Origin of the sequence: Haloferax sp. Q22, from assembly GCF_001482285.1 — an archaeon.
Lineage (GTDB): Archaea > Halobacteriota > Halobacteria > Halobacteriales > Haloferacaceae > Haloferax.
Window position 1 is genome coordinate 62095 of the sequence record NZ_LOEP01000022.1, and the last position, 23387, is coordinate 85481.

Here is a 23387-nt window from a genome sequence, read left to right on the forward strand (position 1 = left end):
GCGGGTTTTCCCAGTCCATCGAAGCGATGAGCGCAGACACAGAGCGCATCGAGGACCCCGACTCGAAATCGGTCCTCGACCTCGCTAAGGACTGGTATCACGTCCCCGCCCTCCTCGTGATACTGGTCGCCATGTTGGCCGTCCGTCTTCGGTCGTATAGCAATTTCATCAGGGACGGTGACGTCCTCTTTTCGGGGAACGACGCCTGGTACCACCTCCGTGAGGTGACGTACACCGTCCAAAACTGGCCGTCGACGATGCCGTTCGACCCGTGGACGTACTTCCCGTTCGGGACGAGCGTCGGCCAGTTCGGGACGATTTACGACCAGATTATCGCGACGGTCGCCCTCGTCGTCGGCCTCGGCAGTCCGTCGGCCGACCTCGTCGCCAAGACGCTGCTCGTCGCCCCGGCGGTCTTCGGGGCGCTCGTCGCCATCCCGACGTTCCTCATCGGCCGCCGTCTCGGCGGTCGCCTCGGCGGCATCTTCGGGGTCGTCATCCTCGCGTTGCTCCCCGGGACGTTCCTCCAGCGCGGCCTCGTCGGCTTCGCCGACCACAACGTCGCCGAGCCGTTCTTCCAGGGCTTCGCGGTCGTCGCGGTCATGATCGCCCTCACGGTGGCGAACCGCGAGAAACCCGTCTGGGAACTCGTTGCCGCCCGCGACTTCGACGCCCTCCGTTCCACGCTTATCTGGTCCGCGCTCGCGGGCGTGGGCATGGCGCTCTACATGTGGGCGTGGCCGCCGGGCGTCCTTCTGGTCGGCATCTTCGGCCTGTATCTGGTCCTCCAGATGGTCGCCGACTACGTCGGCGGGCAGTCCCCGGAACACGTCGCGTTCGTCGGTGCGGTCTCGATGCTCGTCACCGGCCTCCTGATGTTCGTCCCGCTGACCGACTTCTCGTTCAGCGTGACGAACTTCAGTCTCCTCCACCCGGTCATCTCCTTCGGCGTCGGCGCGGGCGCGGTCGTCCTCGCCGGTCTGGCCCGCTGGTGGGAGTCCGCCGACGTCGACGACCGCGGCTACCCCGCCGCAGTCGCCGTCCTCGGCCTCGTCGCAATCGGTGCCATTTCGGTCGCTCTCCCGGCTGTGTTCGACAGCCTCGCGGTGAACTTCCTCCGCACCGTCGGCTTCAGCGCCGGTGCGGCGACGCGCACCATCGGTGAGGCACAGCCCTTCATCGCCGCGAACGTCCTCCAGAACACCGGCATGACCGCGACGGAGCGCATCATGTCCGAGTACGGCTTCACGTTCTTCACCGGCCTCGTCGGCGCCATCTGGCTCGTCGGCAAGCCGCTCGTCCGCGACGGTGACACCCGGAAAATCGGCTACGTTGCCGGCAGCCTCGCCGCCTTCGGCGTCATCTTCCTGATTCCGGCCATCCCGGCCGGCGTCGGCGGGCTCCTCGGCCTCGAATCCTCGCTTGTCAGCCTCGCCATCGTGACCGCCCTCATCGTCGGCGCGGTGCTGCAGGCCGACTACGAGAGCGAACACCTGTTCGTCCTCGTCTGGGCGGCCATCATCACCTCGGCCGCCTTCACGCAGGTCCGCTTCAACTACTACCTCGCAGTCGTGGTCGCGGTGATGAACGCGTACCTCCTCCGCGAGGTGCTCTCGCTCGGCATCATCGACCTCGCCGACACCGACCGCCTCGACGACGTGTCGCTCGGAACCGTCGCGGTCGTCGCTATCGCCCTGCTTCTCGTTCTCACGCCGGTGCTCGTGGTACCGATTCAGCTCGGCAACGCCGGCACCAGCAACAACGCCATCGAGTCCGCCCGGACCGGCCCGGGCACGGTGACGCAGTGGCAGGACAGCTTCGAGTGGATGCAGACCAACACGCCCGAAGAGGGAGAGTTCGGTGGCGCATCCAACGGGATGGAGTACTACGGAACCTACGAACGGACGAGCGACTTCGACTACGCCGAGGGAAGCTACGGCGTCATGTCGTGGTGGGACTACGGTCACTGGATAACCGTTCTCGGCGAGCGCATCCCGAACGCTAACCCGTTCCAGCAGGGCGCGACCGAGGCGGCGAACTTCCTCCTCGCACCGAACGAAGCGCAGGCCTCCGACGTCCTCGCCGACATGAGCGAGGAGGGTAACGAGACCCGCTACGTCATGGTCGACTGGCAGATGGCCTCGACCGACTCCAAGTTCGGTGCCCCGACCGTCTTCTACGACGAGTCGAACGTGTCGTCGTCCGACTTCTACGGCCCGATGTACCGACTGCAGGAACAGGACGGACAGACGAGAATCGCCGCCGTGTCGAACCTCAAGGACCAGCGGTACTACGAGAGCCTGATGATTCGGCTCTACGCGTACCACGGCAGCGCCCGTGAGGCGTCGCCCATCGTCGTCGACTGGGAAGAACGAACGTCCGCCGACGGCGAGACCACGTTCAAGGTGACGCCCTCCGACGGACAGCCGGTCAGAGTGTTCGACAACATGACCGCCGCCGAGGAGTACGTCGCGAACGACCCGACCTCGCAGATCGGCGGCATCGGAACGTTCCCCGAAGAGCGCGTCGCCGCCCTCGAACACTACCGCCTCGTGAAGTCCTCGAACAGTTCGGCGCTCCGCTCGGGGTCGTACCAGAACTCGCTCGTCCGCGAGGGGAACACCTACGGCATCCAGCCGCAGGCGCTCGTCCCCGACAACCCGTCGTGGGTGAAGACGTTCGAGCGCGTCCCCGGCGCGACGGTCGAAGGCAGCGGTGCCCCGGCCAACGCGACGGTGACCGCGCGCGTCCAGATGCGCGACCTGACCACGGGAACGAACTTCACCTACACGCAGCAGGCGCAGACCGACGCCGACGGTGAGTTCACGATGACGCTCCCGTACTCCACGACCGGCTACGGCGAGTACGGCCCGGACAACGGCTACACGAACGTTAGCGTCCGCGCGACGAGCGGCTACACGTTCACCGGCCCGACGACGTTCGCCGGGAACAACACCGTCGTCAGCTACCAGGCGCAGAACGTCGCCGTCGAGGAGGGCCTCGTCAACGGTGCCGAAGACGGTGCCGTGGCGGTCACCCTCGAACGGAACGAACAGGAGTTCGACCTGACGGAGAACTCCGCTTCGAACGACTCGCAGACGAACGAGTCGGCGTCGACCTCGTCGTCGGTCGACGCGAGCGCGGTCTCGGTCGCCGCGTAGATTCGGACCGGAACCGGTCCGCGCGCCGTCCGCAGTTTCCACGCACTTTTTTCGCGCGACGGTCCGCAGAGCGGTGGACTGATATCCTTCCCGAGAGAGCATCCGACAACGAAATGTCGAGGAACTCAGACGGGGCGACACCCCGTTTCTCGTTGCTTCTCATCTACCTGAAGGGCATCTGTATGGGTGCCGCCGACGCCGTTCCGGGCGTCTCGGGCGGCACTATCGCACTCATCACGGGCATCTACGAACGGCTCATCAGCGCGGTGACGGCCATCACGCCCGGTCGAATCAAGCGCGCCCTCGGCGTCGTCGTCCCGGGACGCCGGGCCGACGCCGTCGCGGCGATGCGCGAGGTCGACATCGGCTTCCTGTTGGCGCTCGGTGCGGGTATCGCCACCGCCATCGTGACCGTGATGCGCGTACTCCACATCGCGCTCAACGAGGCACCGGTCCCTACCTACGGCTTCTTCTTCGGGCTCATCGCCGCGTCGGCGGTCGTCCTGTACGCGCAGGTCTCGCTCGACGGCCCGCGACAAATCGCGGCCGCCGTCGCCGGGTTCGTCATCGCCTTCGTCGCCTCGGGCGGGGGTGCCGGGGTCGCCGGACACTCGCTTCCCGCGATTGCGTTCGCCGGCGGCATCGCCGTCAGCGCGATGATTCTTCCCGGCGTCTCGGGGTCGCTCCTCCTGTTGATTCTCGGTCAGTACAGGTACATGACCGCGACGCTCAACGCGTTCGTCGACAGCCTCGTCGACGTCGTCGGCGGCGCGCCGCTGTCGGTCGTCATCGAACCGGGGACGGTCGTCATCACGTTCATGCTCGGGGCCGTCGTCGGCCTGTTCAGCATCGCACACGTCGTCCGCTGGGCGCTCGAACACCACCGCCGAGCGACGCTGGCGTTCCTCGTGAGCCTCATCGTCGGGGCGCTCCGCGCGCCGGTCGTAAAGAGCACCGAGGAACTGGTCGACGCGGGGCTGTCGTGGACGACAGAGCTCTACGCCGCGTTCGCCGTGGCCGCGGTCGTCGGCGCAGCGGTTGTCCTACTCGTCGACCGGTACACGGGAATCATCGAGTCCTGAGCGGGGCCGTCGCGGCGGACGGCCGCGGGGTGAGAAGGAAGTCGATTGGCTGTTCGGACGCGATACGCTCACGGACTCGCGCGGGCGATGGCGGCCCTCACTCGCGGGCGACGGCGATGTTCCGAACCGACCCGCCGCAGTCGGGACACTCGGACAGGTGAGACCCACTGACCGTCCGCGTGCGACAGGAGCGACACTCGTAGTACCCCTCTGTCGGGTGATAGTCGTCGATGACTGAGTTATGTAATGCCATGTTATTAGTTGGCACGGTTCTCGTGGTAAGCGTTGTCCTGATATTCAACAAATTACTCTAGTATGTTAATGTTTACAACCGCATTAGTTCGGGAGGTGTAACTATATTCACCACATAGCACCTCAGATTACAATTCTTGTGAGAAAATATCCCATCTGCCCTGTCGGTCGCGTCAGCGCCGGGCGACGCAGACGAACGTCTCGCGGCGCGTCTCACCGTGGGAAACGGTGAAGCCGACCGATTCGAGCGCGTCGGTCGCGTCGCCAAGACCGAAGCGCTCGTCGAGCGGCGGCCCGTCCTCCCCCGACCCGGATGTGGACCAATCGACCACGACCACGGTACCGCCGGGACGGACGACGCGGGCGAGTTCTGCGAGCGCGTCGTCGGTGGCGAACTCGTGGTAGGTCATCGTTGAGAACGCGGCGTCGAGGTGGTCGTCGTCGAACGGAAGCGATGCCACGTCGGCCGTGACGAACTCGACGTTGTCGGGTGCTCCCTTCTCGCGGTAGTAGTCATGCATGACCGCCTGTACGTCCACCGCGTAGAGCGTGCCGACGTATGGGGCGACTTCGTCGGTGTAAAAACCGGTGCCGCTGCCGAGGTCGGCGACGACCCGGTCGGGAGCGACGCCGAGGTGCGAGAGCAGTTCCTCTCGGGAGGCGAATCGGAACCGCGCGGAGTCGTCGAGTTTCGCCGCCCTGTCGGCGTCGAAGGTGTGAAAGCCCATGGATGCATTCCGCGCCCCGGCCCGTAAGTCCCATCGGTTCCGGAAGATGCGTGTTCGGCGCGTACACAACTGTCCCGGTGGGTTCGCTCCGGCGGCGAGCGTCGGGTGCCGAGCGGGCCGACCGCGAAACTGCCGACGGCGATGGGCTTTTTTGCCCGGCAGTCAGTCTCACACGTATGGAACCCCAACTTCGACGACCGACGCGACGCGTCTGCGAGCGCTGCGGTCGGGTGGAACGCTGGGACGACGACGCCGCGACGTGGGTCGTCGCCGAAGAAGACGGCGAGAAACGGGTCGGAAGCCCCTATTGTATCCACGAGTGGGACATCAACGGCCGCTTCGCTCCCTTCGAAGAGCCGGCCTGAGACGCCGACGAACTGCGCGCGCGGTCGTCGTGCTACGCCGCTACGCCGCGTCTTCTTCCCGGAGCGATTCGAGCACCGAGAGCGTGCCGTCCATGTACGACTGTTCGAGCACCGTGTCGGCGGCCTCCCTGGCCACGTCGTCCGCGTTGGCGACGGCGAACGAGCGACCGGCGACGCGGAACGTCGAAGCGTCGTTGACGCTGTCGCCGACGGCGACGAACGCCGCCGGGTCGTAGCCCATCGTCTCGCAGACGCGTTCGAGGCCGACGCCCTTCTCCACCCCCGGAGTCTTGATGTGGTACGCGTAGCCGGTGTCGATGACTTCGAGGTCGAACTCGTCAGCGACCTCTCGGAGGAGCGCCTCGTCGGCGTCGAGGCGGGCGATAATCTCGGTCTCGCGCCAGCGGTTCGCGGTGTCTGCGGCGTCCCACCCGAGGTCGCCGCCGCGCGCGACGAACTCGTCAGCGGCGGCCTGCGCGGCCTCGCGGTCGCCGGTGAACGTCACCTCGCCGTCGGCGAGGACGACCCCACCGTTCTCCGCGATGACCGTCTGCGGGAGGCCGAGGTAGTGACACAGCGAGACCGGATAGGGAAACGCCTTGCCGGTGGCGAGGATGACGGGCGCGTCCCACGTCGGGAGCACCTCGAACGCGCGCGGGTCGAGGCGGCCCTGCGCGTCGGTGAGCGTCCCGTCGATGTCGAGTACGAGCGGCGGAACCATACCCGGAGTTGGGAGACGGGGGAAAAAGATTCAGCGGTCGGGGAGAAGCGCGCCGCAGGACGGCCCGAGCGGGTCGTCGCTCTCGCAGGTCGCGGGGGGCGCGCAGGTCGCCACCTCCCACGGCTCAGCGCTCGGCGTCGTCCAGCCCGCGGAACGCCAGCGTCGAGAAGTTCGGGACGGGGCGCGTCGCCGGCCGGCCCGGCCCGTCGGTGGAGTCGCCGTCGGAGACGCGGCGGACGATGCCGAGGTCCGAAAGTTCGTAGAGGACGCGTCGGATGGTCGCGGGCGACAGCGACACGCGCGGCGACGCGGCGACGTTCTCGGTCGCCGTCGAGACGGAGGCCGTCTCTTCGTCGTCGAGCGCGACGAACGCCCGGAGGACGCGACGGCGGCTCTCGGGGAGCGCGAACACGCGCCCGAGCGAACAGCCGTCGTCGGGGACGGCGTCGATGCCGGCGCAGACGTACTCGGTGTCGAGGGCGTCCGCGCCGTCGGCGGCGGCCAGCGTCGCCGCCCCGTAGAGCGCCGAGAGCGCGTCGTGGGCGTCGCCGTCGGCCCACTCGGCCACCTCGCGCGTCGCCTCGTGCGAGAGCGCGTTTCGGGTGACGCCGTCCGAGGCGCGCGCGACGAGGATATCTACGAGGCTGTGGCGCTCGTAGGCCGGCACCGCGATGGACGCCGCGTCGGTGGCGTCGATGGCGTCAGTCGTTCCGTCCCCGTCGTCGCGCTCGCTCGCGTCGCTTCGAGGGTCGCGGCCGACGGTGAGCACCGAGAGGTGCGGCGACACCGACGAGAGCGTCTCGACCGCCGTCGCCGCGGGGTAGGTCTCCGGTTCGTCGACGTGGTCGACGGCGACGACCGCGTGTTCGTCGTGGGCGACCCGGTCTGTGAGCCGCTCGCGGAGTGCCTCGACCCCGACGCCCTGCGACGGCACCGGTTCCTCGCAGAGCGCGTCGAGCGCCGCGTGGAGGAGCGCGAACTCGGTCGAGGCGTCGCGGGAGTCGACGTAGGCGAAAGAGGTCGTCGGCGTGGCGGCGGTGCGCGTGGCGGTGTGGATGACCGACCGCTGGGAGGGGAGCGCGCTGGAGAGGTGCTCGAAAAGCGTCTCGACGACCGCCGACTTCCCGGCTCCTTTCGGCCCGTGGACGTGGGCGTCGAGCGGCAGATCGCCGTCGAACACCGGGTCGAGGTGGTCGAGGATGCGTTCGAGCGTCGGCCCGCGGCCGGTCGGCTCGTCGGGGTGGGCCGTCGGGTCGAGCGCGTTCAGGTCCCGGACGAGCCGCCGTCCCGTCCCGCCGCGGCGGCGTCGTCTGGTGATTCTGTCTTCGAGGCGCATAGCGTGGAACGTTCCGTGCTGACGGTATCCAGCGCACGCGTAAAAATCGACCACTACCGACATCTTCCCTGTCAAGTGAGAACATGAAACATGGAAATCGGCCGTTCGGAGCGCTTCAAAGCCAGTTGAGAGGTTCGTTGTCGGCGAGGTTTCCATACCGGACGTAACTAATAAGAACAATAATTTTGAATTATTGTCGTCGTTTCGAATAGGCGTAGAAACGCCGAGCTACGGTATTCTACGGGCAGTACGATGGCAATCGGGTCGCCGAAGTGGTTCGTTCCGTGAGACGAACGGGGCGTGAGACGAGTGAAGGTAAAATAAAGTGCCGTCGGTCCTACCTCACGAAAGACAGATGAAAAAATCGCCGAGCGTCCTCGTCATTGGCGGGGGGTCGACCGGCACGGGCATCGCGCGCGACCTCGCGATGCGCGGGCTGGACGTGACCCTCGTCGAGAAGGGGAACCTCACACACGGGACGACGGGGCGGATGCACGGACTCCTCCACAGCGGGGGCCGGTACGCGGTGTCGGACCAGCCGTCCGCCAAGGAGTGTATCGAGGAAAACCGGGTCCTGCGGCGAATCGCGGGCCACTGCGTCGAGATGACGGGCGGGCTGTTCGTCCAGCGCCCCGAGGACTCCGACGAGTACTTCGAGAAGAAGCTGGAGGGCTGTCGCGAGTGCGGCATCCCCGCCGAAGTGCTGTCCGCCGAGGAAGCGCGCGAGATAGAGCCGTACCTCGCGAAGGACATCAAGCGCGCCATCAAGGTTCCGGACGGCGCGGTCGACCCGTTCCGCCTCTGCGTGGCGAACGCCGCGAGCGCCGTCGAACACGGCGCGCGCATCGAGACGCACTCAGAGGTCACCGACGTACTCGTCGAGAGCGGCGAGGTCGTCGGCGTCGAAGTCACTCACCAGACCGGGACCGGCCCATACGTCCACGGTGAACCCGGGGAAGTCGAGGAAATCCGCGCCGACTACGTCGTCAACGCGACGGGCGCGTGGGCCGGCCAAATCGGCGACCTCGCCGGCGTCGACGTGGAAGTCCGCCCGTCGAAGGGCGTCATGACCATCATGAACACCCGTCAGGTCGACACGGTCGTCAACCGCTGTCGGCCGAAGGGCGACGCCGACATCATCGTCCCGCACGAGACGACGTGCATCCTCGGGACGACCGACGAGGAAGTCGAGGACCCGGAGGACTACCCCGAAGAGGGCTGGGAAGTCGACCTGATGATAGAGACGCTGTCGGAGCTCGTTCCCATGCTGGCCGAGGCGCGGACGATTCGCTCCTTCTGGGGCGTCCGCCCGCTGTACGAGCCGCCAGGAACCGGCACGGAAGACCCGACGGACATCACCCGCGAGTTCTTCCTGCTCGACCACGACGACCGCGACGACCTGCCGGGCATGACGAGTATCGTCGGCGGCAAGCTCACGACCTATCGGATGATGGCCGAGCAGATTTCGGACCACGTCTGCGAGAAGCTCGACGTGGAAGCCGAGTGCCGCACCGCCGACGTGCCGCTCCCGGGCAGCGAGGACTTCACCGTCCTCCGCGACTACATGGACGACTTCGGCCTGCGGTCGCCCATCGGCCGCCGGTCGGCCCAGCGGCTCGGCTCGCGCACCGACGAGGTGCTCAACAGCGTCGACCCCAACCCGGTCGTCTGCGAGTGCGAGGCCGTCACCCGCGCCGAGATTCAGGACTCTCTCGACACCGCGGGCACGGAGCTCAACTCCGTGCGCATCCAGACGCGCGCCTCGATGGGCAACTGTCAGGGCGCGATCTGCTGTCACCGGATGGCGAACGAACTCGCGCCCGAGTACGACGAGGAGACCATTCGCGCGTCCCTCGACGACCTCTATCAGGAGCGCTGGAAGGGCGAGCGCCACGCCATGTGGGGCACACAGCTCTCACAGACCGCGCTGAAGCACATGCTCCACGCGACGACGATGAACCGCGACGAGGACCCCGCCGCGGCCGACGCCGACATCGACTTCGCCGCCTTCGACGACGGCGGTGCCTCGGAGGACGACGCCTCGGGTGTCGCGTCCGGCGGCGCGGTCGCGGACGGCGGTCGACTCGACGACCGCACGAGTGACGACGCGCTCGGAGGTGCCGATGGCGATAACTGACGACGTGCTCGTCATCGGCGGCGGTATCGCCGCCTGCACGGCGGCTCTCTCGGCCGCGGAGACGGGCGCTCGCGTGCGCCTGCTCGCCCACAAGAAGAGCACGCTCCGGCAGGCCAGCGGCCTCGTCGACGTGCTCGGCTACGCCGGCGGCGACGGTCCCCTCTCGGACCCCTACGCCGGTCTCGACGCGCTCCCGGAGGGCCACCCCTACCACATCGTCGGCGAGGACGGCGTTCGCGCCGGCCTCCGCATCTTCGAAGAGGCGGTCGGCGACGCCTACCGAGGCGGTCACACGGACTCGAACGCGCTCGTGACGACCCACGGCGGCGCGGTGAAACCGACCGCTCGGTACCCCGAGTCGGTCGCGCCCGGTCTCGTCAGCACCTCAGGCGACATGCTTTTGGTCGGCCTCGCGGGCCTCACGGACTTCGACGCGCCCGTCGCGGCCGACCACCTGGCGGCCGCCGGCGTGCCGTTTTCGGCCCGCGGCGTCACCGTCGAGTTCCCCAAGCGATTCCGCGCCGATGCGAAGGTGACGCGGTTCGCCAAGGCGCTCGACCGCGACGAGGACGTCGACGGCGGCACGGTCCGTTCCGTCCTCGCCGACACCGTCGCCGAGGAACTGGACGGCGAGTCGCGCGTCGGTTTCCCGGCGATGCTCGGCGACGACCACGACGAGGAGGTCCGCGCGGAGCTTTCGGACCGCCTCGGCGTCCCCGTCTTCGAGGTGCCGACCGGCCCGCCGAGCCTGCTCGGACTCAAGCTCGAAGACATGCTGTTCGACGCGCTCGACGAGGCGGGCGTCCGCATCTCGGCGGGCAACCCGGCGGTTGACTTCGAGGCCGACGACGGCCGCGTCGAGACCGTCATCGTCGACCAGAAGAGCCGACCGACGCCCTACTCGGCCGACCAAGTCGTCCTCGCGACGGGCGGCCTCGTTGGCAAGGGCCTCGACTCCGACCGAGAATCGGTCACAGAGCCCGTCTTCGGCTGTCACGTCCCGCATCCCGAGGACCGCTACGACTGGTCCGAGCCCGAGGCGTTCGGCGACCACGCGTTCGCGCGCTTCGGCGTCGTCCCCGACGACGAACTCCGGCCGACCGACGAAGACGGCGAACCGCACTTCGAGAACCTGCGCGCCGCGGGCGGCGTTGTCGGCGGTGCCGACGTGGCGCGCGAGAAATCCGCGAGCGGCGTCTCCTTGGCGACGGGTGCCGTCGCCGGCCGACTCGCGGGCGAGGAGGCAACCAGATGAGTGACGCAGAATCCCCAGGCAACCCGACTTTGACCCCCGACGCACAGACAGACGACTTCGAGGCCGTCGAGGTGTTCCCCGACAGCACCGACATGGACCTCCGTCCCGGTGCGGACAACTGTTACAAGTGCACCGCCTGCGACGTGTCCTGCCCGGTCGCGGAAGTCGACGACGAGTTCCCCGGGCCGAAGTTCCAAGGGCCGGAGCAGTGGCGGCTCAAGCGCAAGGAAGACGAGGCCGTCGACGACTCAATCATGTCGTGTTCGAACTGCATGCGCTGTGACGACGCCTGTCCCTCGGGCGTCCCGCTCAGCCAGATGCACAACACGGCCCGCGGCGAGTACGTCGACGAGGAGATGGACAAGCTCTCACGGGAGTACATCCGCAACCGCATCCTCGCCAACTACGGCACGCTCGCGCAGTTGGGCAGCATGTTCCCGCGGCTGGCGAACGCCGTCATGGGCAACTCGGTCGTCCAGCGGATAAACGAGAAGGTGCTCGGCATCACGGCCGAGCGCGACTTCCCCGAGTTCGCCACGCAGACGTTCCGCGAGTGGTGGAACGAACGCGGCGGCCCGCAGGTCCGCTCCGAGGAGAAACGCGTCGCGTACTTCCACGGCTGTTACTCCAACTACAACACGCCCGAGGTGGGCAAGGCGATGGTCCGCCTCTTCGAGTCGTTCGGCTACGAGGTCGTCGTCCCCAAACAGCGCTGTTCGGGGACGCCGATGTTCGCAAACGGCATGCTCGACGACGCAAAGCGCGCCGCCGGCATCAACGTCGAGAACTTCGCGGGGCTCATCCCCGAGGGCTACGACATCATCGCGTCGTGTACCTCCTGTTCGATGTCGCTCCGTCAGGAGTACCCCGAACTGTTCGATATCGACGGCATCGAGGACCTCTCGGCGCACACCTACGAGGCGCTGGAGTACCTCCGCATCCACGAGGACCTCGAAAGCGCGGTTCGCGAGGCCTCGGTCGAGGACCAATCGTTCGCGTACCACGCGCCGTGCCACGGTCGCAATCAGGGGCTCGACCGACAGGCGGTCGAGCTGTTCCGCCAGCTCGACGGCGTCGAAATCGAGGACGTTGGCGATTCTTGTTCCGGTATCTCCGGCACCTACGGCTGGAAAGAAGAGAAGTACGACAAGTCGATGCAGATCGGCGCGGACATGTTCGACCACATGGAGCACGCCCAGGGGAACGTCGGCATGACCGAGTGTCCAACCTGCTCGATGCAGATGGAACACGGTACTGGGTACGACATCAAACACCCGCTCCAGCTCCTCGAAGAGGCGCTGGTCTGACGCGCGCACGGCTGACGAACGCCATCATTCGAGCGCCGGACCACTCGAACGGCGTCGCGCTCGGCGCGCGCGCCGATTCGACGGCGACTTCCCGGTGATTGTTTCTCATTAATCGCCGTATTTTGCCGCTATCGGACCGATCGAGATGTTATATCCGACAGTATCTGTCCTTGATTAAAAGTGCCGAAAGAGTGTCCGTGTGAAATAAGAGACCGAGTATTTCGGCATTAGAAGCGCCATAATCCGTAATTGGCTCTCACAATATACGAGGCAGTAGTAAAGAAACATTTATCATATAATTTGTACACGTTTGTAGTGGTAGGACTCTCACACCGAGGGTTCGTATCGAGGTTGGTTAGAAATGTCAGGAGAAACTTACGTCGGTGCCATCGACCAAGGTACCACAGGCACGCGGTTCATGGTGTTCGACCACGACGGCAAGGTGGTCGCCAACGCCTACGAGAAGCACGAACAGATCTACCCAGAGCCCGGTTGGGTCGAACACGACGCAAACGAGATTTGGGAGAACACGAAGGAGGTCATCGACGCGGCGCTCTCGAGCGCCGGCCTCGACGCCGAACAGTTGGAAGCCATCGGTATCACGAACCAGCGCGAGACGACGCTCATCTGGGACCGTGAGACCGGACAGCCGATTCACAACGCAATCGTCTGGCAGGACCGTCGGACGACCGACCGCATCGAGACGCTCGAGGCGGACGGCAAGACCGACGACGTGCGCGCGAAGACGGGCCTCGAACCCGACGCGTACTTCTCCGCGACGAAAGCCGAGTGGCTGCTGGACAACTCCGACCCCATCAAGCTCCAGCGCTCCCGGCCCGAAGACATCCGAGACCGCGCCGCCGACGGCGAACTCGCCTTCGGGACCATCGACACGTGGCTCATCTACAATCTGACGGGGAACCACATCACGGACGTGACGAACGCGTCGCGGACCATGCTGTTCAACATCCACGACATGGAGTGGGACGACGAACTCCTCGACGAGTTCAACGTCCCGCGCGAACTCCTCCCCGAGGTCCGCCCGTCGTCCGACGACGACCACTACGGCGAGACCGACGCGGACGGCTTCCTCGGCGCGGAAGTCCCCGTCGCCGGCGCGCTCGGCGACCAGCAGGCCGCGCTGTTCGGCCAGACCTGTTTCGACGCCGGCGACGCCAAGAACACCTACGGCACCGGCTCGTTCATGCTGATGAACACCGGCGACGAGGCCGTCATGTCCGAACACGGCCTCCTCACCACCGTCGGCTTCCAGCGCACCGGTGAGCCGGTCCAGTACGCCCTCGAAGGCTCCATCTTCATCACCGGCGCGGCAATCGAGTGGCTCGAAGACATGACGCTCATCGACAACGCCGGCGAGTCCGAGAAGCTCGCTCGGTCGGTCGAGTCCACCGACGGCGTCTACTTCGTCCCCGCGTTCACGGGCCTCGGTGCGCCCCACTGGGACCAGCGCGCCCGCGGTACCATCGTCGGCATGACCCGCGGCACCCGCCGCGAGCACATCGTCCGCGCGACGCTCGAATCCATCGCGTTCCAGACGCGCGACGTCGCCGAAGCGATGCAGTCCGACAGCGACATCGACCTCTCCAGTCTCCGCGTCGACGGCGGCGCGGTCAAGAACAACTTCCTCTGTCAGCTCCAGTCGAACATCCTCGACACGGAAATCGTCCGCCCGCAGGTCGACGAGACGACCGCGCTGGGCGCGGCCTACGCCGCCGGCCTCGCCGTCGGCTACTGGGAGACGCTCGACGAACTCCGCGAGAACTGGCAGGTCGACCGCGAGTTCGCCCCGAAAGACCCACAGAACGTCGAAGCACGCTACGGCCGCTGGAAGGAGGCCGTCGACCGTTCGCTCGACTGGGCACGGGAGGAGTAACTCGTGTTCGAAGCATTCGCACTCCAGATTCCGGTCATCGGCGTCAGCGCCGAACGGTTCGTCGTCCTCCTGCTCGCGGCGTTCGCGGGCGGGATGTTCGGTGCGGCCATCGGCGCGCTGCCGTCGTTCATCTTCACCGGCTTCGTCGTGCTGCTCGGCGAGACGGCTGGCATCGTCATCCGACAGTTCGAAGGAGCGGACCTCATCACCGCCGGCGAACTCGGCACGGGCATCACCGGTAGTATCGGGTTCGGCCCCTTCGTCGGCCCGCACATCGCCTTCGCCGGCGGTGTCGCCGCCAGCGCCTACGCGGGCAAGCGGTACGCCGACATGAACCCCAGCGAGGGCGGCTACCACTTCGGTAAGGACATCACGTACGCCTTCGGTACGCAGCCCGATATCCTTGCCGTCGGTGGCCTGTTCGGCGTCCTCGGGCTCCTCATCTCCCGCGTCGCGGGGGGTATCGGCCTCCCGCTCGACAGCGTCGCTCTGTCCGTCATGACGACGGCGTTCATCGCGCGCATCGCCTTCGGCTACCCGCTCATCGGCTCGCCCGCCGGCAGCGGCCTCCTCGACATGTCGCCGTTCGAGAAGGGAACGATGCGCGGCGACGGGAGCGGACGGCCCGCGACCGAACCGTGGCTCCCCCACCAGTACAAGTGGGTCAACATCGTTGTCATCGGCCTCGGAGCCGGTATCCTCGGCGGCTGGACGTGGCTCATTACGGAGAGCTTCTTCCTCGCCTACGGTATCTCCGCGGCCAGCCTGCTGTTCTTGAACCTCGGCGTCGAGAAGATACCCGTCACCCACCACATCACCCTCGGTGGGTCGGCGTTCGGAGCCGTCGCCGCGCCGATGGTCGGCGGGAGCGAACCGCTCATCATCGTCGCCGCCGCGTTCGGTGGACTCATCGGAGCGCTTCTCGGTGAAGTCACCCAGCGTATCGCCTACGCACACTCCGGGACCCACGTGGACCCGCCGGCGATGTCGATTACCATCTACTCGCTGCTCATCGGCGTGCTGTTCCTGCTCGGGGCGATCCCCAACGCGGCGTACCTCGGGCTCTAACCGCCCGAACGCCTCCGGCCCCGCACACGTCGTTCACGATTTTTCTGCGCCGCGTTCCGCAACCGGTAGCGATAACGCTCCGCAGTCGATATCCGACGTATGGAACGCATCGTCGCCGTCGTCCCGAAAGACGGCCTGCACGCTCGTCCCGCCTCCCAGTTCGTCGAGACCGCGAACTCCTTCGACGCCGACATCCAACTCGGCCGCGCCGACGAGGACGACCTCGTCCCCGCCGCCAGCATGCTCGCCGTCACCGGCCTCGGCGTCGGCCACGGCGAGGAGATTCGCCTCGTCGCCGAGGGCGACGACGCGGAGGCCGCGCTCGACGCGCTCGAAGCAGTGCTCTCGACGCCCGAAGCCGACGACGAAGAGTAAAACGAAACAGAACAAAGCAGGAACTGCGGGCCGCCGTGTCGCGCGGCGATCTCTTTTCTGGTCGGATCGATGGCTCGGAAACCGGGTCGACCGCCGACCGGTCAGTTCAGCTTCCGGTAGTCGCGGGCGTCCTCGGCGCGCTCGACGACCGAGTCGAGCGTCGCCTTCTTGCTCGTCGTCTCGACGGCCGCGTTGAGCGTGCCCTCCAGAATCGGTGCGTCCGCGATGACGGCCTCGGAGTCCATCGCCATCTCGATGGCGAGTTCCGCGTTCATCACGGCGCTGCCGAGGTCGACGAGGACGACGACGCCGTCGCCGTCGTCCGCCTCCTCGATGCCCTCTCGGATGCGGTCCGGCGAGGTGCCGATGCCGTCTTCGTCGCCGCCGGCGGGAACGATGCGGGCGTTGCCGCCGCCCATCTGCGCGGCGACCTCAGCGATTCCCTCTGCCGCCTTCGCGCTGTGCGAGACGACGACGAGGCCGATCATTCGTCTCTCCCGACGGCGTCTTCGGCCCGCGCGTCGCGGTCGATCTCACCGTCGAGGTATTCTTCGGCCGTTTCCAGTAGTTCTTCGAGGATGAACAGCGTGCTCGTCGCGCCGGGGTCCTGATGGCCGACAGAGCGCCAGTCGAGGAACGACGCGCGACCCTTCATCGCCTTGATGGGGACGGTGAATGCGACACCCCGCTCGGCCGCGTCGACGGCCTTGGCGAGGGCTTCGAGCGGCGGGAGGTCGTCCTGCTCGACTGACTTCTTGTAGGTGTGGACGGCAGGGACGAGCGCGTCGACCATCGTCTTCGCGCCGACCTGCGCACCGCCGCGGTCCTTGACCTTGTTGAGGTACGCCTCCGCGAACGCCACCGAAGTCTCGGCGGTGATGCCGTCTTCGAGTTCCTGACTGGCGAACATGATAGAGCCGCCGTAGAGGGGCCCGGAAGCCCCGCCGACGTTCGAGATGAGCGTCGTCCCGACGTTCTTGACGACCTCGTTCGGCTCCATCTCGGCGAACTCCTCGCGCTTGTCGGCGGCCTTGCCGAAGCCGCGTTCCATGTTCGCGCCGTGGTCGGCGTCGCCGATGGCGGAGTCGAGGTCCGTGAGATACTCCTTCTCCTCGGCGAGGCGCTCGGCGACGTTGTCGAGCGCGTCCAGCACCGCTTCGCGTTGTGTCTCTGCGTCAGCCATGGCTGTCCTTCGTCGGCCTGTCGTTAATCCCTTGTCCCGCGGGACTGTTCTGCCGCGAAAAATCGGTGGACACGTCGGGAGCCGACCCGAGAGCGCTCGGTGGGCGTCGCCGCTTACTCGGTGACGGTCAGGCCGGGCGTCTCCGCGGGCGCGCCGAGCAGTTCCTTCAGTTCGTCGTCGACGCGGAGCACGGAGACCGAACAGCCCATCATGTCGAGCGAGGTCATGTAGTCGCCGACCCACGCGTCCCACGTCTCGATGCCCCGGTCGCCGAGGATGGACTGGAGCTTGCGGTTGACGATGTACAGCTCCGAAAGCGGCGTGCCGCCCATGCCGTTGACCATCGTCACGACCTCCTCGCCCTCGTCGAGTTCGAGGTCGTCGAGGACGTTCTCGGTCAGGTGTTCGGTTATCTCGTCGGCGCTCATGACGTCGGCGCGCTCGGTGCCCGGCTCGCCGTGGATGCCGATGCCGAGTTCGATTTCGTCCTCGCCGAGGTCGAACGTCGGTTCGCCCTTCTCCGGGGTGACACAGGAGGTGAGCGCCATCCCCATCGTCCGCACGTTGTCGACGACCTTCTCTGCGACCGCTGTGACCTCGCCGAGGTCCCCGCCCGCGGCGGCCTTCGCGCCGGCGCACTTGTGGACGAAGATGGTGCCCGCGACGCCGCGACGGCCCGACGTGTACAGCGAGTCCTCGACGGCCACGTCGTCGTTGACGACGACCTGCTCGACCTCGACGCCTTCCATGGCGGCCATCTCGGCGGCGGTGTCGAAGTTCATCACGTCGCCCTCGTAGTTCTTGACGACGCAGAGGACGCCCTCGCCCGCGTCCGTGGCCTGAATCATCTCGTTCAACTGGTCGGCAGTCGGCGAGGTGAACACCTCACCCGCCGCCGCGCCGTCGAGCATCCCCTCGCCGAGATAGCCCGCGTGCGTCGGCTCGTGACCCGACCCGCCGCCGGAGACAACCGCGACCTTCCCCTCGACCGGCGCGTCGTCGCGGACGAGGACGTTCGTGCCGTCGAGCCGGCGCAGTTCGGGGTGCGCCGCGACCATCCCGTCGAGCATCTCGTCTACGACCGCTCCGGGTTCGTTGATGAGTTTCTTCATGACTCACCGTCCATCACGTTCGATAAGGTCAAAAGTGTTGGTCAGCCGGAAGTCGAAGCCGGCGTCGTCTGCGAAAAATCGGGTCACGTCACCCCCGATTTCACGGGGGTCGATGGCGGCCGAGTATCGGTCGGCGTGCCAACCGACGCGCCGACCAGCGGTTGGGGGGCGCGAGCCGTCTCAGTCGAGTTGCGTGACCGCGATGGTCACCGACACGTCCTCGACGTCCCACGTCTCGACCGTCTCGCCCTCGGCGCTTCCGAGGTCGAACTCGCGGGCGCGGACCTCCTCGGCGATGAGGTCGCTGTTCTCCTCGACGAAGCCGGCGACGCGCTCGTCGTCGACCGCGAGCGACACGTCGATTTCGGCCTCGACGTCGAGGTCGAGTTGTTTGCGCATCTCTTGGATGCGGCGGATGACGTCGCGGGCGTAGCCCTCGGATTCGATGTCGTCGGTGAGTTCGGTGTCGACGTAAACCGTGCCGCCCTCGAAGTCGGCTCCGGTGACGTGTTCCGGCGGTTCCGCACGGTACGAGACCATCTCGTCGGTGAGGTCGTACGTCTCGCCGTCGACTTCGACGCCGGACTCGACTTCGGCGCGCGAGAGGCCTTCGACGGCCTCCATGATTTTCTGGGCGTCAGCGCCGAACTCCGGCCCGATGACGCTCATCTGCGGCTCTGCGGTCTCGACGAGTTCGTCGAAGACCTCGACGACCTGCACGTCGCGGGTGTTCACGCGCTCCGCGAGGAGGTCCGAGAGGGCTTCGACCGCGTCGGCGACCTCGGCGTCTTCGGACTCGACAACGATGCGCGAGACGGGCCAGCGGAGCTTGCGGCCGCCGAGTTGGCGGGCGTGCGCCGCGGCCTCCTCCACGTCGCGGAGGACGGCCATGTTGGCCTCCAGTTCCTCGTCGCGGCGGTCCTCGTCGGCCTCGGGGTACGACAGCATGTGGACGGACGTCTCCGAGCCGTCGAGTCGCTGGTACATCCGCTCGGCCATGTAGGGCGCGTAGGGTGCGATGAGCCGGATGGACTCCGAGAGCACCGTCGAGAGCGTGGCGTACGCGCCGAGCTTCGACGCCGAGTCCTCCTCGTCCCACATGCGCTCGCGGATGGCCTTCACGTAGAAGCGCGACACGTCCTTCGTGATGAAGTCGAGAAGGGTGTTGAGCGCGGTGGAGACCTCGTAGTCGTCCCACGCGTCGGCCATCTCGGCCTCGACGGTCTGGAGCCGCGAGAGCACCCACTCGTCGACGACGGTGAGTTCGCCTTCCGAGAGGTCTGCCTCGGCGGGGTCGTAGCCGTCGAGGTCCATGTACGGAAGCGGGAAGCGGAAGACGTTCCAGAAGATGTTGAGCGTCGACTGGGTGTCGGCGAGGCCGTCCCACTCGAACGAGAGGTCGACGCCCTGCTGGTCGTGGCTGAGGAGGTAGGCGCGAAGCGGGTCGCGGCCGGCGCGGTCGATAGCCTCCTCGGGCGTCACGATGTTGCCGACGGACTTCGACATCTTGCGGCCGTCCTTGTCGTTGGCGAAGCCGTGCATGATGACCTCCTTGTACGGCGACTCGCCGGTCGCGGCGGTGCCCATGCCGAGTTGCGACCAGAACCAGCCGCGGGTCTGGTCGTGCGCCTCGATGATGAGGTCGGCGGGCCACAGCTCGTCGTACGCCTCCGTCTCGCCGGGGAAGTCGAGGGTGCCCCACGTGGCGACGGAAGAGTCGATCCACACGTCGAACACGTCGGGGACGCGCTCGTAGGTCACGCCGTCTTCGGTGATGGTGATGGGGTCCACCGAGGGCCGGTGGAGGTCCACCGTCTCGGGGTCGATGTCCTGGTCGGCGCGCTCGGCGAGTTCCTCGCGAGTGCCGACGACAATCATCTCCTGTGCGCCCTCGGCGTCGGCGTCCTGCGGGACCCAGATGGGAAGCGGGATGCCCCAGTAGCGCTGGCGGGAGACGTTCCAGTCGGGCGCGTCGCTCACGAAGTCGCGGAAGCGGTTGTCGCGGGCCCACTGCGGGTGCCACTCGGACTCCTCGATGTTGTCGAGGAGCTGTTCTTTCACGTCAGTAACCGTGATGAACCACTGGTCGGTGGCGAGGAAGATGATGTCCGTATCACAGCGCCAACAGTGGCCGTAGCGGTGGTCGTGTTCGCCGGCGTGGAGCAGGTGGCCGAGTTCGTCGAGGTCCTCGATGACTTCCGGGTTGGCGTCGCGGACGAAGGTCCCCGCGTAGTCGCCGCCCTGCTCAGTGAACTCGCCTTTGTCGTCGACGGGGACGAACACGTCTAAGCCGAGTTCCTGCCCGCGGGCGAAGTCTTCCTGACCGTGACCGGGCGCGGAGTGGACGAGGCCCGTGCGGTCGGCCTCGACGTAGTCGGCGGTGTACACCTGTCCCGCGCCCTCGAAGTCGGCGTACTCGGCGACGACGCCGTCGAGCGGGTGGTCGTACTCCCAGCCGACCATCTCCTCGCCCGTGACCTCCGAGAGGACCTCGTAGTCCTCGTAGCGGCCCTTCTTCAGAACCTCCTCGACGCAGGGTTCGGCGAGGTACAGCACTTCGCTCTCGCCGTCCTTCTCGGCGCGGACCTCCTGATACGTCATCTCGCCGTCGACGGCGACGAACGTGTTGGCGGGGATGGTCCACGGCGTCGTCGTCCAGATGACGAGATTGCCCTCGCGTCCCTTCAGCGGGAACTTGACGTAGATAGAGGGCGAGGTGATTTCGTCGTACTCGACCTCGTTGGCCGCGATGGCGGTCTGACAGCGCGGGCAGTAGTTGACGCTCCGCTTGCCCTGTTCGACGAGTCCGTTTTCGGCGACCTTCGAGAAGGCCCACCACGCAGACTCCATGTACTCGGGCGACAGCGTCTGGTAGGGGTTGTCCCAGTCCATCCACGCGCCGATGGACTGGAAGTCCTCGTCCATCGCCTCGCGGTTGCGGACGGCGAACTCCTTGCACTTCTGGATGAACTGCTCCATGCCGAACTCCTCGATGTCGCGCTTCGAGGTGAAGCCGAGTTCCTCCTCGACTTTGACCTCGATGGGGAGACCGTGCATGTCGTAGCCGGGGCGGTCCGTGACCTGATGCCCCGTCATGCGCTTGTGCCGGATGACGGCGTCTTTCAGGGTCTTGTTCCACGCCGTGCCGAGGTGCATCTGGCCGGACGTGTACGGCGGGCCGTCGACGAAGAAGAACGACGGGTCGTCGGCGTGTGCCTCCTTCGTCGCCTCGTACGCGTCGTTCTCGTCCCAGTACTCGCCGACGACGGACTCCACGTCCGACGGCGTGTACTGGTCTGCGATGTCTTCCATACCCCGTCCTTCTCGTGGATATATATCAAAACGGCGGGTCTGGTCCGCGTCGGCGGGACGTGCCGCCGGGTCAGACTCAGACACGGCAGACCCTCCGCTGTCGATTGGCTACTGGTCGCTGTCGATACGCCTGTCGGGTGTGGGTCGTGTGTCGCTCCATGTTGGATTCCGGTGGTCGTGGTCACACCGGACGGGAGACCGCTGTCGCTCGGAAGTCGATACGGGAGGGAGTCGAGGATGAGTGAGATGCGAGGCTACTGCCCCGCAATAATGGGCGACGGGGCGACGACCGAGCGCCGTGACTGGCCGACCGCGGGCGGGCGGCGCGGAGTCCGGTGTCGTCGCATGCTGTTCGAACGAAGTCTCGGAAGCGACATAACGCTTACTCCGACGCCGACTCGCGGCCCGACGCCACCGGCGCCACCGCTGCCGCCGACGCTACCGGTCCGACCAGCGACCGACGCGATGTGTTGCAACGACCGACTCGGAGTCCGACCCGTGCGTGGTCCCGGACTCGTCGTCGCGCTCGAACATCCGGAGCGTGGCGTTCGTCGGCGCGGCGCCTCTCGCCACGTCGAACTTCGAGAGGTGGGTGCAGACGAGCGTGTCGGTCTCGAACGGTTCGAGGTCGGCGGGTGGCGACCGGCGAATCGGGAGCTCGGCGTCGCGCCAGCCGGTCCACGACGGGGACTGCGCGACGTTGTAGAACGCGGCGTCTTCGCGGGGCATCCGGACCTCGAACAGGAGGACGAACGAGTCGCCCTCGGCCCACAGCAGGTCGTTCGAGTACTGGCCCTGCATCGCGCGGTCGGTGAACACGTCCGTCTGGTCGTCCGGCGGGTCGGCGAACAGCCACCCGCGGAAGTCGGCGTCGTCGGGGAACGACCCGTTCACGTACTGCTCGTCTGCCGGGTGGAGTTTCGAGTGGCCGGTGTCGGCGCGGATTCGACCGCTCGCGGTCCGTCGGGCGTCGGCGAGACAGCCCGAGAGACCCGCCAGCGAGAGCACGGCAGCGCTCGAAAGGAGGGCTCGGCGGTGCATACTGTCGTGTGACGTGGGGACGACATAAACGTCCGCCGCCGTGACACGCGTCCCGGCGGATCAGCCGAAGTCGGGCAGGTCGTCGGGCGCTTCGTACTCGGACTCCCAGTCGATGTAGTCGTCTTTGAGCACGTCGCACACGTCCTGTCCGAGTTCGGTGAGGCCGGCGTTGATAGACGACACCTCGCCCCACGAGGTCAGTTCGGGGTGGAGTTGTCGTTCTTTCCAGTCCTCGGGGATGCCCGGCGCGTGGTAGCCGACGCGGTCGGCGAAGTCGTCCCAGAAGAAGTCGAAGTGAGAAAGGAGGTCGAGGTCGAGGACGATTTCCCACTGCGCCTCGGTGACGGGCGTCTCCGCGGCCCACGACTCGAAGGCGTCAGCCCACGCGCCGGCTTCGAGGAACTCCTCCAACTCGGCGCGCTTGAAGTCGGCGTCGGCCGCCACTTGGGCGTCGTCGTACTGATTCGGGTCGACGGTCGGGAGCGACGGCGGGTCCGGGATGGGAACGTCGAGCATGGTCGCCAGTCGGTCGCCGTCCGGGAAAAGGGTTCGGCGCTGGTGCTGGCTCCCTCAGTTCTCCATGCGCTCGATGACGGATTCGAGCTGGTCGGCGCGGGCGGCGACCGCCTCGGCGCGAAGCTCCTCTTCCTCGTCGGTCTCGCAGACGAGTCGGGGGACTGGCGTCGGCTTCCCGTCGTCGTCGAGGGCGACGAACGTCAGGAACGAGGTGGTCGTCTTCCGTAGTTCGTCGGTCTTCGGGTTCTCGGCGTGCACGTCGACTTTCACGTCCACGCTGGTCCGGCCGACGTTGAACACGTACGCCTCCATCACGGCGACTTCGCCGAGGTCGATGGGGCTGATGAAGTCGACGTGGTCCATCGACGCGGTGACGCACTGGCGGTTCGAAAAGCGCATCGCCGCGATGGCCCCGCAGATGTCCATCCAGTGGAGGACCGCGCCACCGAGGGCTCGCCCGAGGTTGTTGGTGTCGTTCGGCAGGAGGAGTTCGGTCATCTCGGTGCGCGACTCGTCGAGCGTCGCGGTGGATTCGCTCATGC

20 protein-coding genes are annotated in these 23387 nt (G+C 66.8%); 9 read left to right on the forward strand and 11 right to left on the reverse strand.

All coding sequences use genetic code 11. The annotated features are described in order from the left end of the window. Positions 1–26 precede the first annotated feature (26 nt). Together AM590_RS09835 and AM590_RS09840 are read left to right on the forward strand one after the other, a co-directional pair. Positions 27–3161, forward strand: coding sequence for an oligosaccharyl transferase, archaeosortase A system-associated (locus AM590_RS09835; protein WP_058827327.1), 3135 nt, complete (start codon positions 27–29; stop codon positions 3159–3161). Positions 3162–3274: 113 nt separating this feature from the next. After that, the gene (locus AM590_RS09840; protein WP_058827328.1) at positions 3275–4243 is read left to right on the forward strand and encodes a DUF368 domain-containing protein; all 969 of its coding nucleotides are present in this window, start codon (positions 3275–3277) and stop codon (positions 4241–4243) included. Positions 4244–4340: 97 nt separating this feature from the next. Here the strand turns inward: AM590_RS09840 and AM590_RS20465 are convergent, their stop codons facing one another. Both AM590_RS20465 and AM590_RS09845 read right to left on the reverse strand, forming a co-directional pair. Next, positions 4341–4496: a rubrerythrin-like domain-containing protein gene (locus tag AM590_RS20465; RefSeq protein WP_115883465.1), complete on the reverse strand. Its 156-nt coding sequence runs from the start codon at positions 4494–4496 to the stop codon at positions 4341–4343. 172 nt (positions 4497–4668) lie between these two features. Further along, positions 4669–5223, reverse strand: a complete 555-nt coding sequence (locus AM590_RS09845) for a class I SAM-dependent methyltransferase (protein ID WP_058827329.1) — start codon at positions 5221–5223, stop codon at positions 4669–4671. Between the two features lie 176 nt (positions 5224–5399). On the opposite strand from AM590_RS09845, the gene AM590_RS09850 reads away from it, so the two are divergent. Then, entirely contained in the window at positions 5400–5588 is a 189-nt protein-coding gene (locus AM590_RS09850) for an HEWD family protein (protein WP_049905201.1), read from the forward strand. 40 nt (positions 5589–5628) lie between these two features. On the opposite strand, the gene AM590_RS09855 is transcribed toward AM590_RS09850, so the two are convergent. Beyond that, the gene (locus AM590_RS09855; protein ID WP_058827330.1) at positions 5629–6309 is read right to left on the reverse strand and encodes a phosphoglycolate phosphatase; all 681 of its coding nucleotides are present in this window, start codon (positions 6307–6309) and stop codon (positions 5629–5631) included. A 124-nt stretch (positions 6310–6433) separates the two neighbouring features. Further along, on the reverse strand, positions 6434–7645 hold the full coding sequence (locus tag AM590_RS09860; protein ID WP_058827331.1) for a Cdc6/Cdc18 family protein: 1212 nt from the start codon (positions 7643–7645) through the stop codon (positions 6434–6436). 355 nt (positions 7646–8000) lie between these two features. Between AM590_RS09860 and glpA the strand changes: the two genes are divergently transcribed. The 6 genes from glpA (at position 8001) to ptsH1 (ending at position 15681) form a co-directional block, all read left to right on the forward strand. After that, positions 8001–9782 carry an anaerobic glycerol-3-phosphate dehydrogenase subunit GlpA gene (gene glpA / locus AM590_RS09865; RefSeq protein ID WP_058827332.1) on the forward strand — a complete coding sequence of 594 codons (1782 nt, stop codon included), beginning with the start codon at positions 8001–8003 and terminating at the stop codon, positions 9780–9782. Further along, positions 9769–11037: a glycerol-3-phosphate dehydrogenase subunit GlpB gene (glpB, locus tag AM590_RS09870; RefSeq protein ID WP_058827385.1), complete on the forward strand. Its 1269-nt coding sequence runs from the start codon at positions 9769–9771 to the stop codon at positions 11035–11037. Before glpA ends, glpB begins: the two co-directional genes overlap by 14 nt. Continuing rightward, the gene (locus AM590_RS09875; protein ID WP_058827333.1) at positions 11034–12344 is read left to right on the forward strand and encodes an anaerobic glycerol-3-phosphate dehydrogenase subunit C; all 1311 of its coding nucleotides are present in this window, start codon (positions 11034–11036) and stop codon (positions 12342–12344) included. The genes glpB and AM590_RS09875 overlap by 4 nt, the downstream gene beginning before the upstream one ends. A gap of 361 nt (positions 12345–12705) precedes the next feature. Further along, positions 12706–14238, forward strand: a complete 1533-nt coding sequence (glpK, locus tag AM590_RS09880) for a glycerol kinase GlpK (protein ID WP_058827334.1) — start codon at positions 12706–12708, stop codon at positions 14236–14238. 3 nt (positions 14239–14241) lie between these two features. Then, on the forward strand, positions 14242–15306 hold the full coding sequence (locus AM590_RS09885; protein WP_058827335.1) for a hypothetical protein: 1065 nt from the start codon (positions 14242–14244) through the stop codon (positions 15304–15306). Positions 15307–15405: 99 nt separating this feature from the next. Then, entirely contained in the window at positions 15406–15681 is a 276-nt protein-coding gene (ptsH1, locus tag AM590_RS09890) for a phosphocarrier protein HPr (RefSeq protein ID WP_058827336.1), read from the forward strand. A gap of 101 nt (positions 15682–15782) precedes the next feature. Here ptsH1 and dhaM read toward each other — a convergent pair whose 3' ends face one another. The 7 genes from dhaM to AM590_RS09925 form a co-directional block, all read right to left on the reverse strand. After that, on the reverse strand, positions 15783–16169 hold the full coding sequence (gene dhaM, locus AM590_RS09895; protein WP_058827337.1) for a dihydroxyacetone kinase phosphoryl donor subunit DhaM: 387 nt from the start codon (positions 16167–16169) through the stop codon (positions 15783–15785). Next, positions 16166–16864 carry a dihydroxyacetone kinase subunit DhaL gene (dhaL, locus tag AM590_RS09900; RefSeq protein ID WP_058827338.1) on the reverse strand — a complete coding sequence of 233 codons (699 nt, stop codon included), beginning with the start codon at positions 16862–16864 and terminating at the stop codon, positions 16166–16168. Before dhaL ends, dhaM begins: the two co-directional genes overlap by 4 nt. 113 nt (positions 16865–16977) lie before the next feature. Next, positions 16978–17976, reverse strand: a complete 999-nt coding sequence (gene dhaK / locus AM590_RS09905; protein ID WP_058827339.1) for a dihydroxyacetone kinase subunit DhaK — start codon at positions 17974–17976, stop codon at positions 16978–16980. A 180-nt stretch (positions 17977–18156) separates the two neighbouring features. After that, positions 18157–21288, reverse strand: a complete 3132-nt coding sequence (gene ileS / locus AM590_RS09910; RefSeq protein WP_058827340.1) for an isoleucine--tRNA ligase — start codon at positions 21286–21288, stop codon at positions 18157–18159. 438 nt (positions 21289–21726) lie between these two features. Further along, positions 21727–22329: a hypothetical protein gene (locus AM590_RS09915; RefSeq protein ID WP_058827341.1), complete on the reverse strand. Its 603-nt coding sequence runs from the start codon at positions 22327–22329 to the stop codon at positions 21727–21729. A gap of 60 nt (positions 22330–22389) precedes the next feature. Then, positions 22390–22845, reverse strand: coding sequence for a hypothetical protein (locus tag AM590_RS09920; protein ID WP_058827342.1), 456 nt, complete (start codon positions 22843–22845; stop codon positions 22390–22392). A gap of 54 nt (positions 22846–22899) precedes the next feature. Beyond that, on the reverse strand, positions 22900–23385 hold the full coding sequence (locus AM590_RS09925; RefSeq protein WP_058567578.1) for an acyl-CoA thioesterase: 486 nt from the start codon (positions 23383–23385) through the stop codon (positions 22900–22902). Between the last annotated feature and the right edge of the window lie 2 nt (positions 23386–23387).

Bases quoted from the DNA above. Each gene is read 5' to 3' on its own strand.
- AM590_RS09835 (WP_058827327.1), top strand. From the start codon at position 27: ATGAGCGCAGACACAGAGCGCATCGAGGACCCCGACTCGAAATCGGTC.
- AM590_RS09840 (WP_058827328.1), top strand. From the start codon at position 3,275: ATGTCGAGGAACTCAGACGGGGCGACACCCCGTTTCTCGTTGCTTCTC.
- AM590_RS20465 (WP_115883465.1), bottom strand. From the start codon at position 4,496: ATGGCATTACATAACTCAGTCATCGACGACTATCACCCGACAGAGGGG.
- AM590_RS09845 (WP_058827329.1), bottom strand. From the start codon at position 5,223: ATGGGCTTTCACACCTTCGACGCCGACAGGGCGGCGAAACTCGACGAC.
- AM590_RS09850 (WP_049905201.1), top strand. From the start codon at position 5,400: ATGGAACCCCAACTTCGACGACCGACGCGACGCGTCTGCGAGCGCTGC.
- AM590_RS09855 (WP_058827330.1), bottom strand. From the start codon at position 6,309: ATGGTTCCGCCGCTCGTACTCGACATCGACGGGACGCTCACCGACGCG.
- AM590_RS09860 (WP_058827331.1), bottom strand. From the start codon at position 7,645: ATGCGCCTCGAAGACAGAATCACCAGACGACGCCGCCGCGGCGGGACG.
- glpA (WP_058827332.1), top strand. From the start codon at position 8,001: ATGAAAAAATCGCCGAGCGTCCTCGTCATTGGCGGGGGGTCGACCGGC.
- glpB (WP_058827385.1), top strand. From the start codon at position 9,769: ATGGCGATAACTGACGACGTGCTCGTCATCGGCGGCGGTATCGCCGCC.
- AM590_RS09875 (WP_058827333.1), top strand. From the start codon at position 11,034: ATGAGTGACGCAGAATCCCCAGGCAACCCGACTTTGACCCCCGACGCA.
- glpK (WP_058827334.1), top strand. From the start codon at position 12,706: ATGTCAGGAGAAACTTACGTCGGTGCCATCGACCAAGGTACCACAGGC.
- ptsH1 (WP_058827336.1), top strand. From the start codon at position 15,406: ATGGAACGCATCGTCGCCGTCGTCCCGAAAGACGGCCTGCACGCTCGT.
- dhaM (WP_058827337.1), bottom strand. From the start codon at position 16,169: ATGATCGGCCTCGTCGTCGTCTCGCACAGCGCGAAGGCGGCAGAGGGA.
- dhaL (WP_058827338.1), bottom strand. From the start codon at position 16,864: ATGGCTGACGCAGAGACACAACGCGAAGCGGTGCTGGACGCGCTCGAC.
- dhaK (WP_058827339.1), bottom strand. From the start codon at position 17,976: ATGAAGAAACTCATCAACGAACCCGGAGCGGTCGTAGACGAGATGCTC.
- ileS (WP_058827340.1), bottom strand. From the start codon at position 21,288: ATGGAAGACATCGCAGACCAGTACACGCCGTCGGACGTGGAGTCCGTC.
- AM590_RS09915 (WP_058827341.1), bottom strand. From the start codon at position 22,329: ATGCACCGCCGAGCCCTCCTTTCGAGCGCTGCCGTGCTCTCGCTGGCG.
- AM590_RS09920 (WP_058827342.1), bottom strand. From the start codon at position 22,845: ATGCTCGACGTTCCCATCCCGGACCCGCCGTCGCTCCCGACCGTCGAC.
- AM590_RS09925 (WP_058567578.1), bottom strand. From the start codon at position 23,385: ATGAGCGAATCCACCGCGACGCTCGACGAGTCGCGCACCGAGATGACC.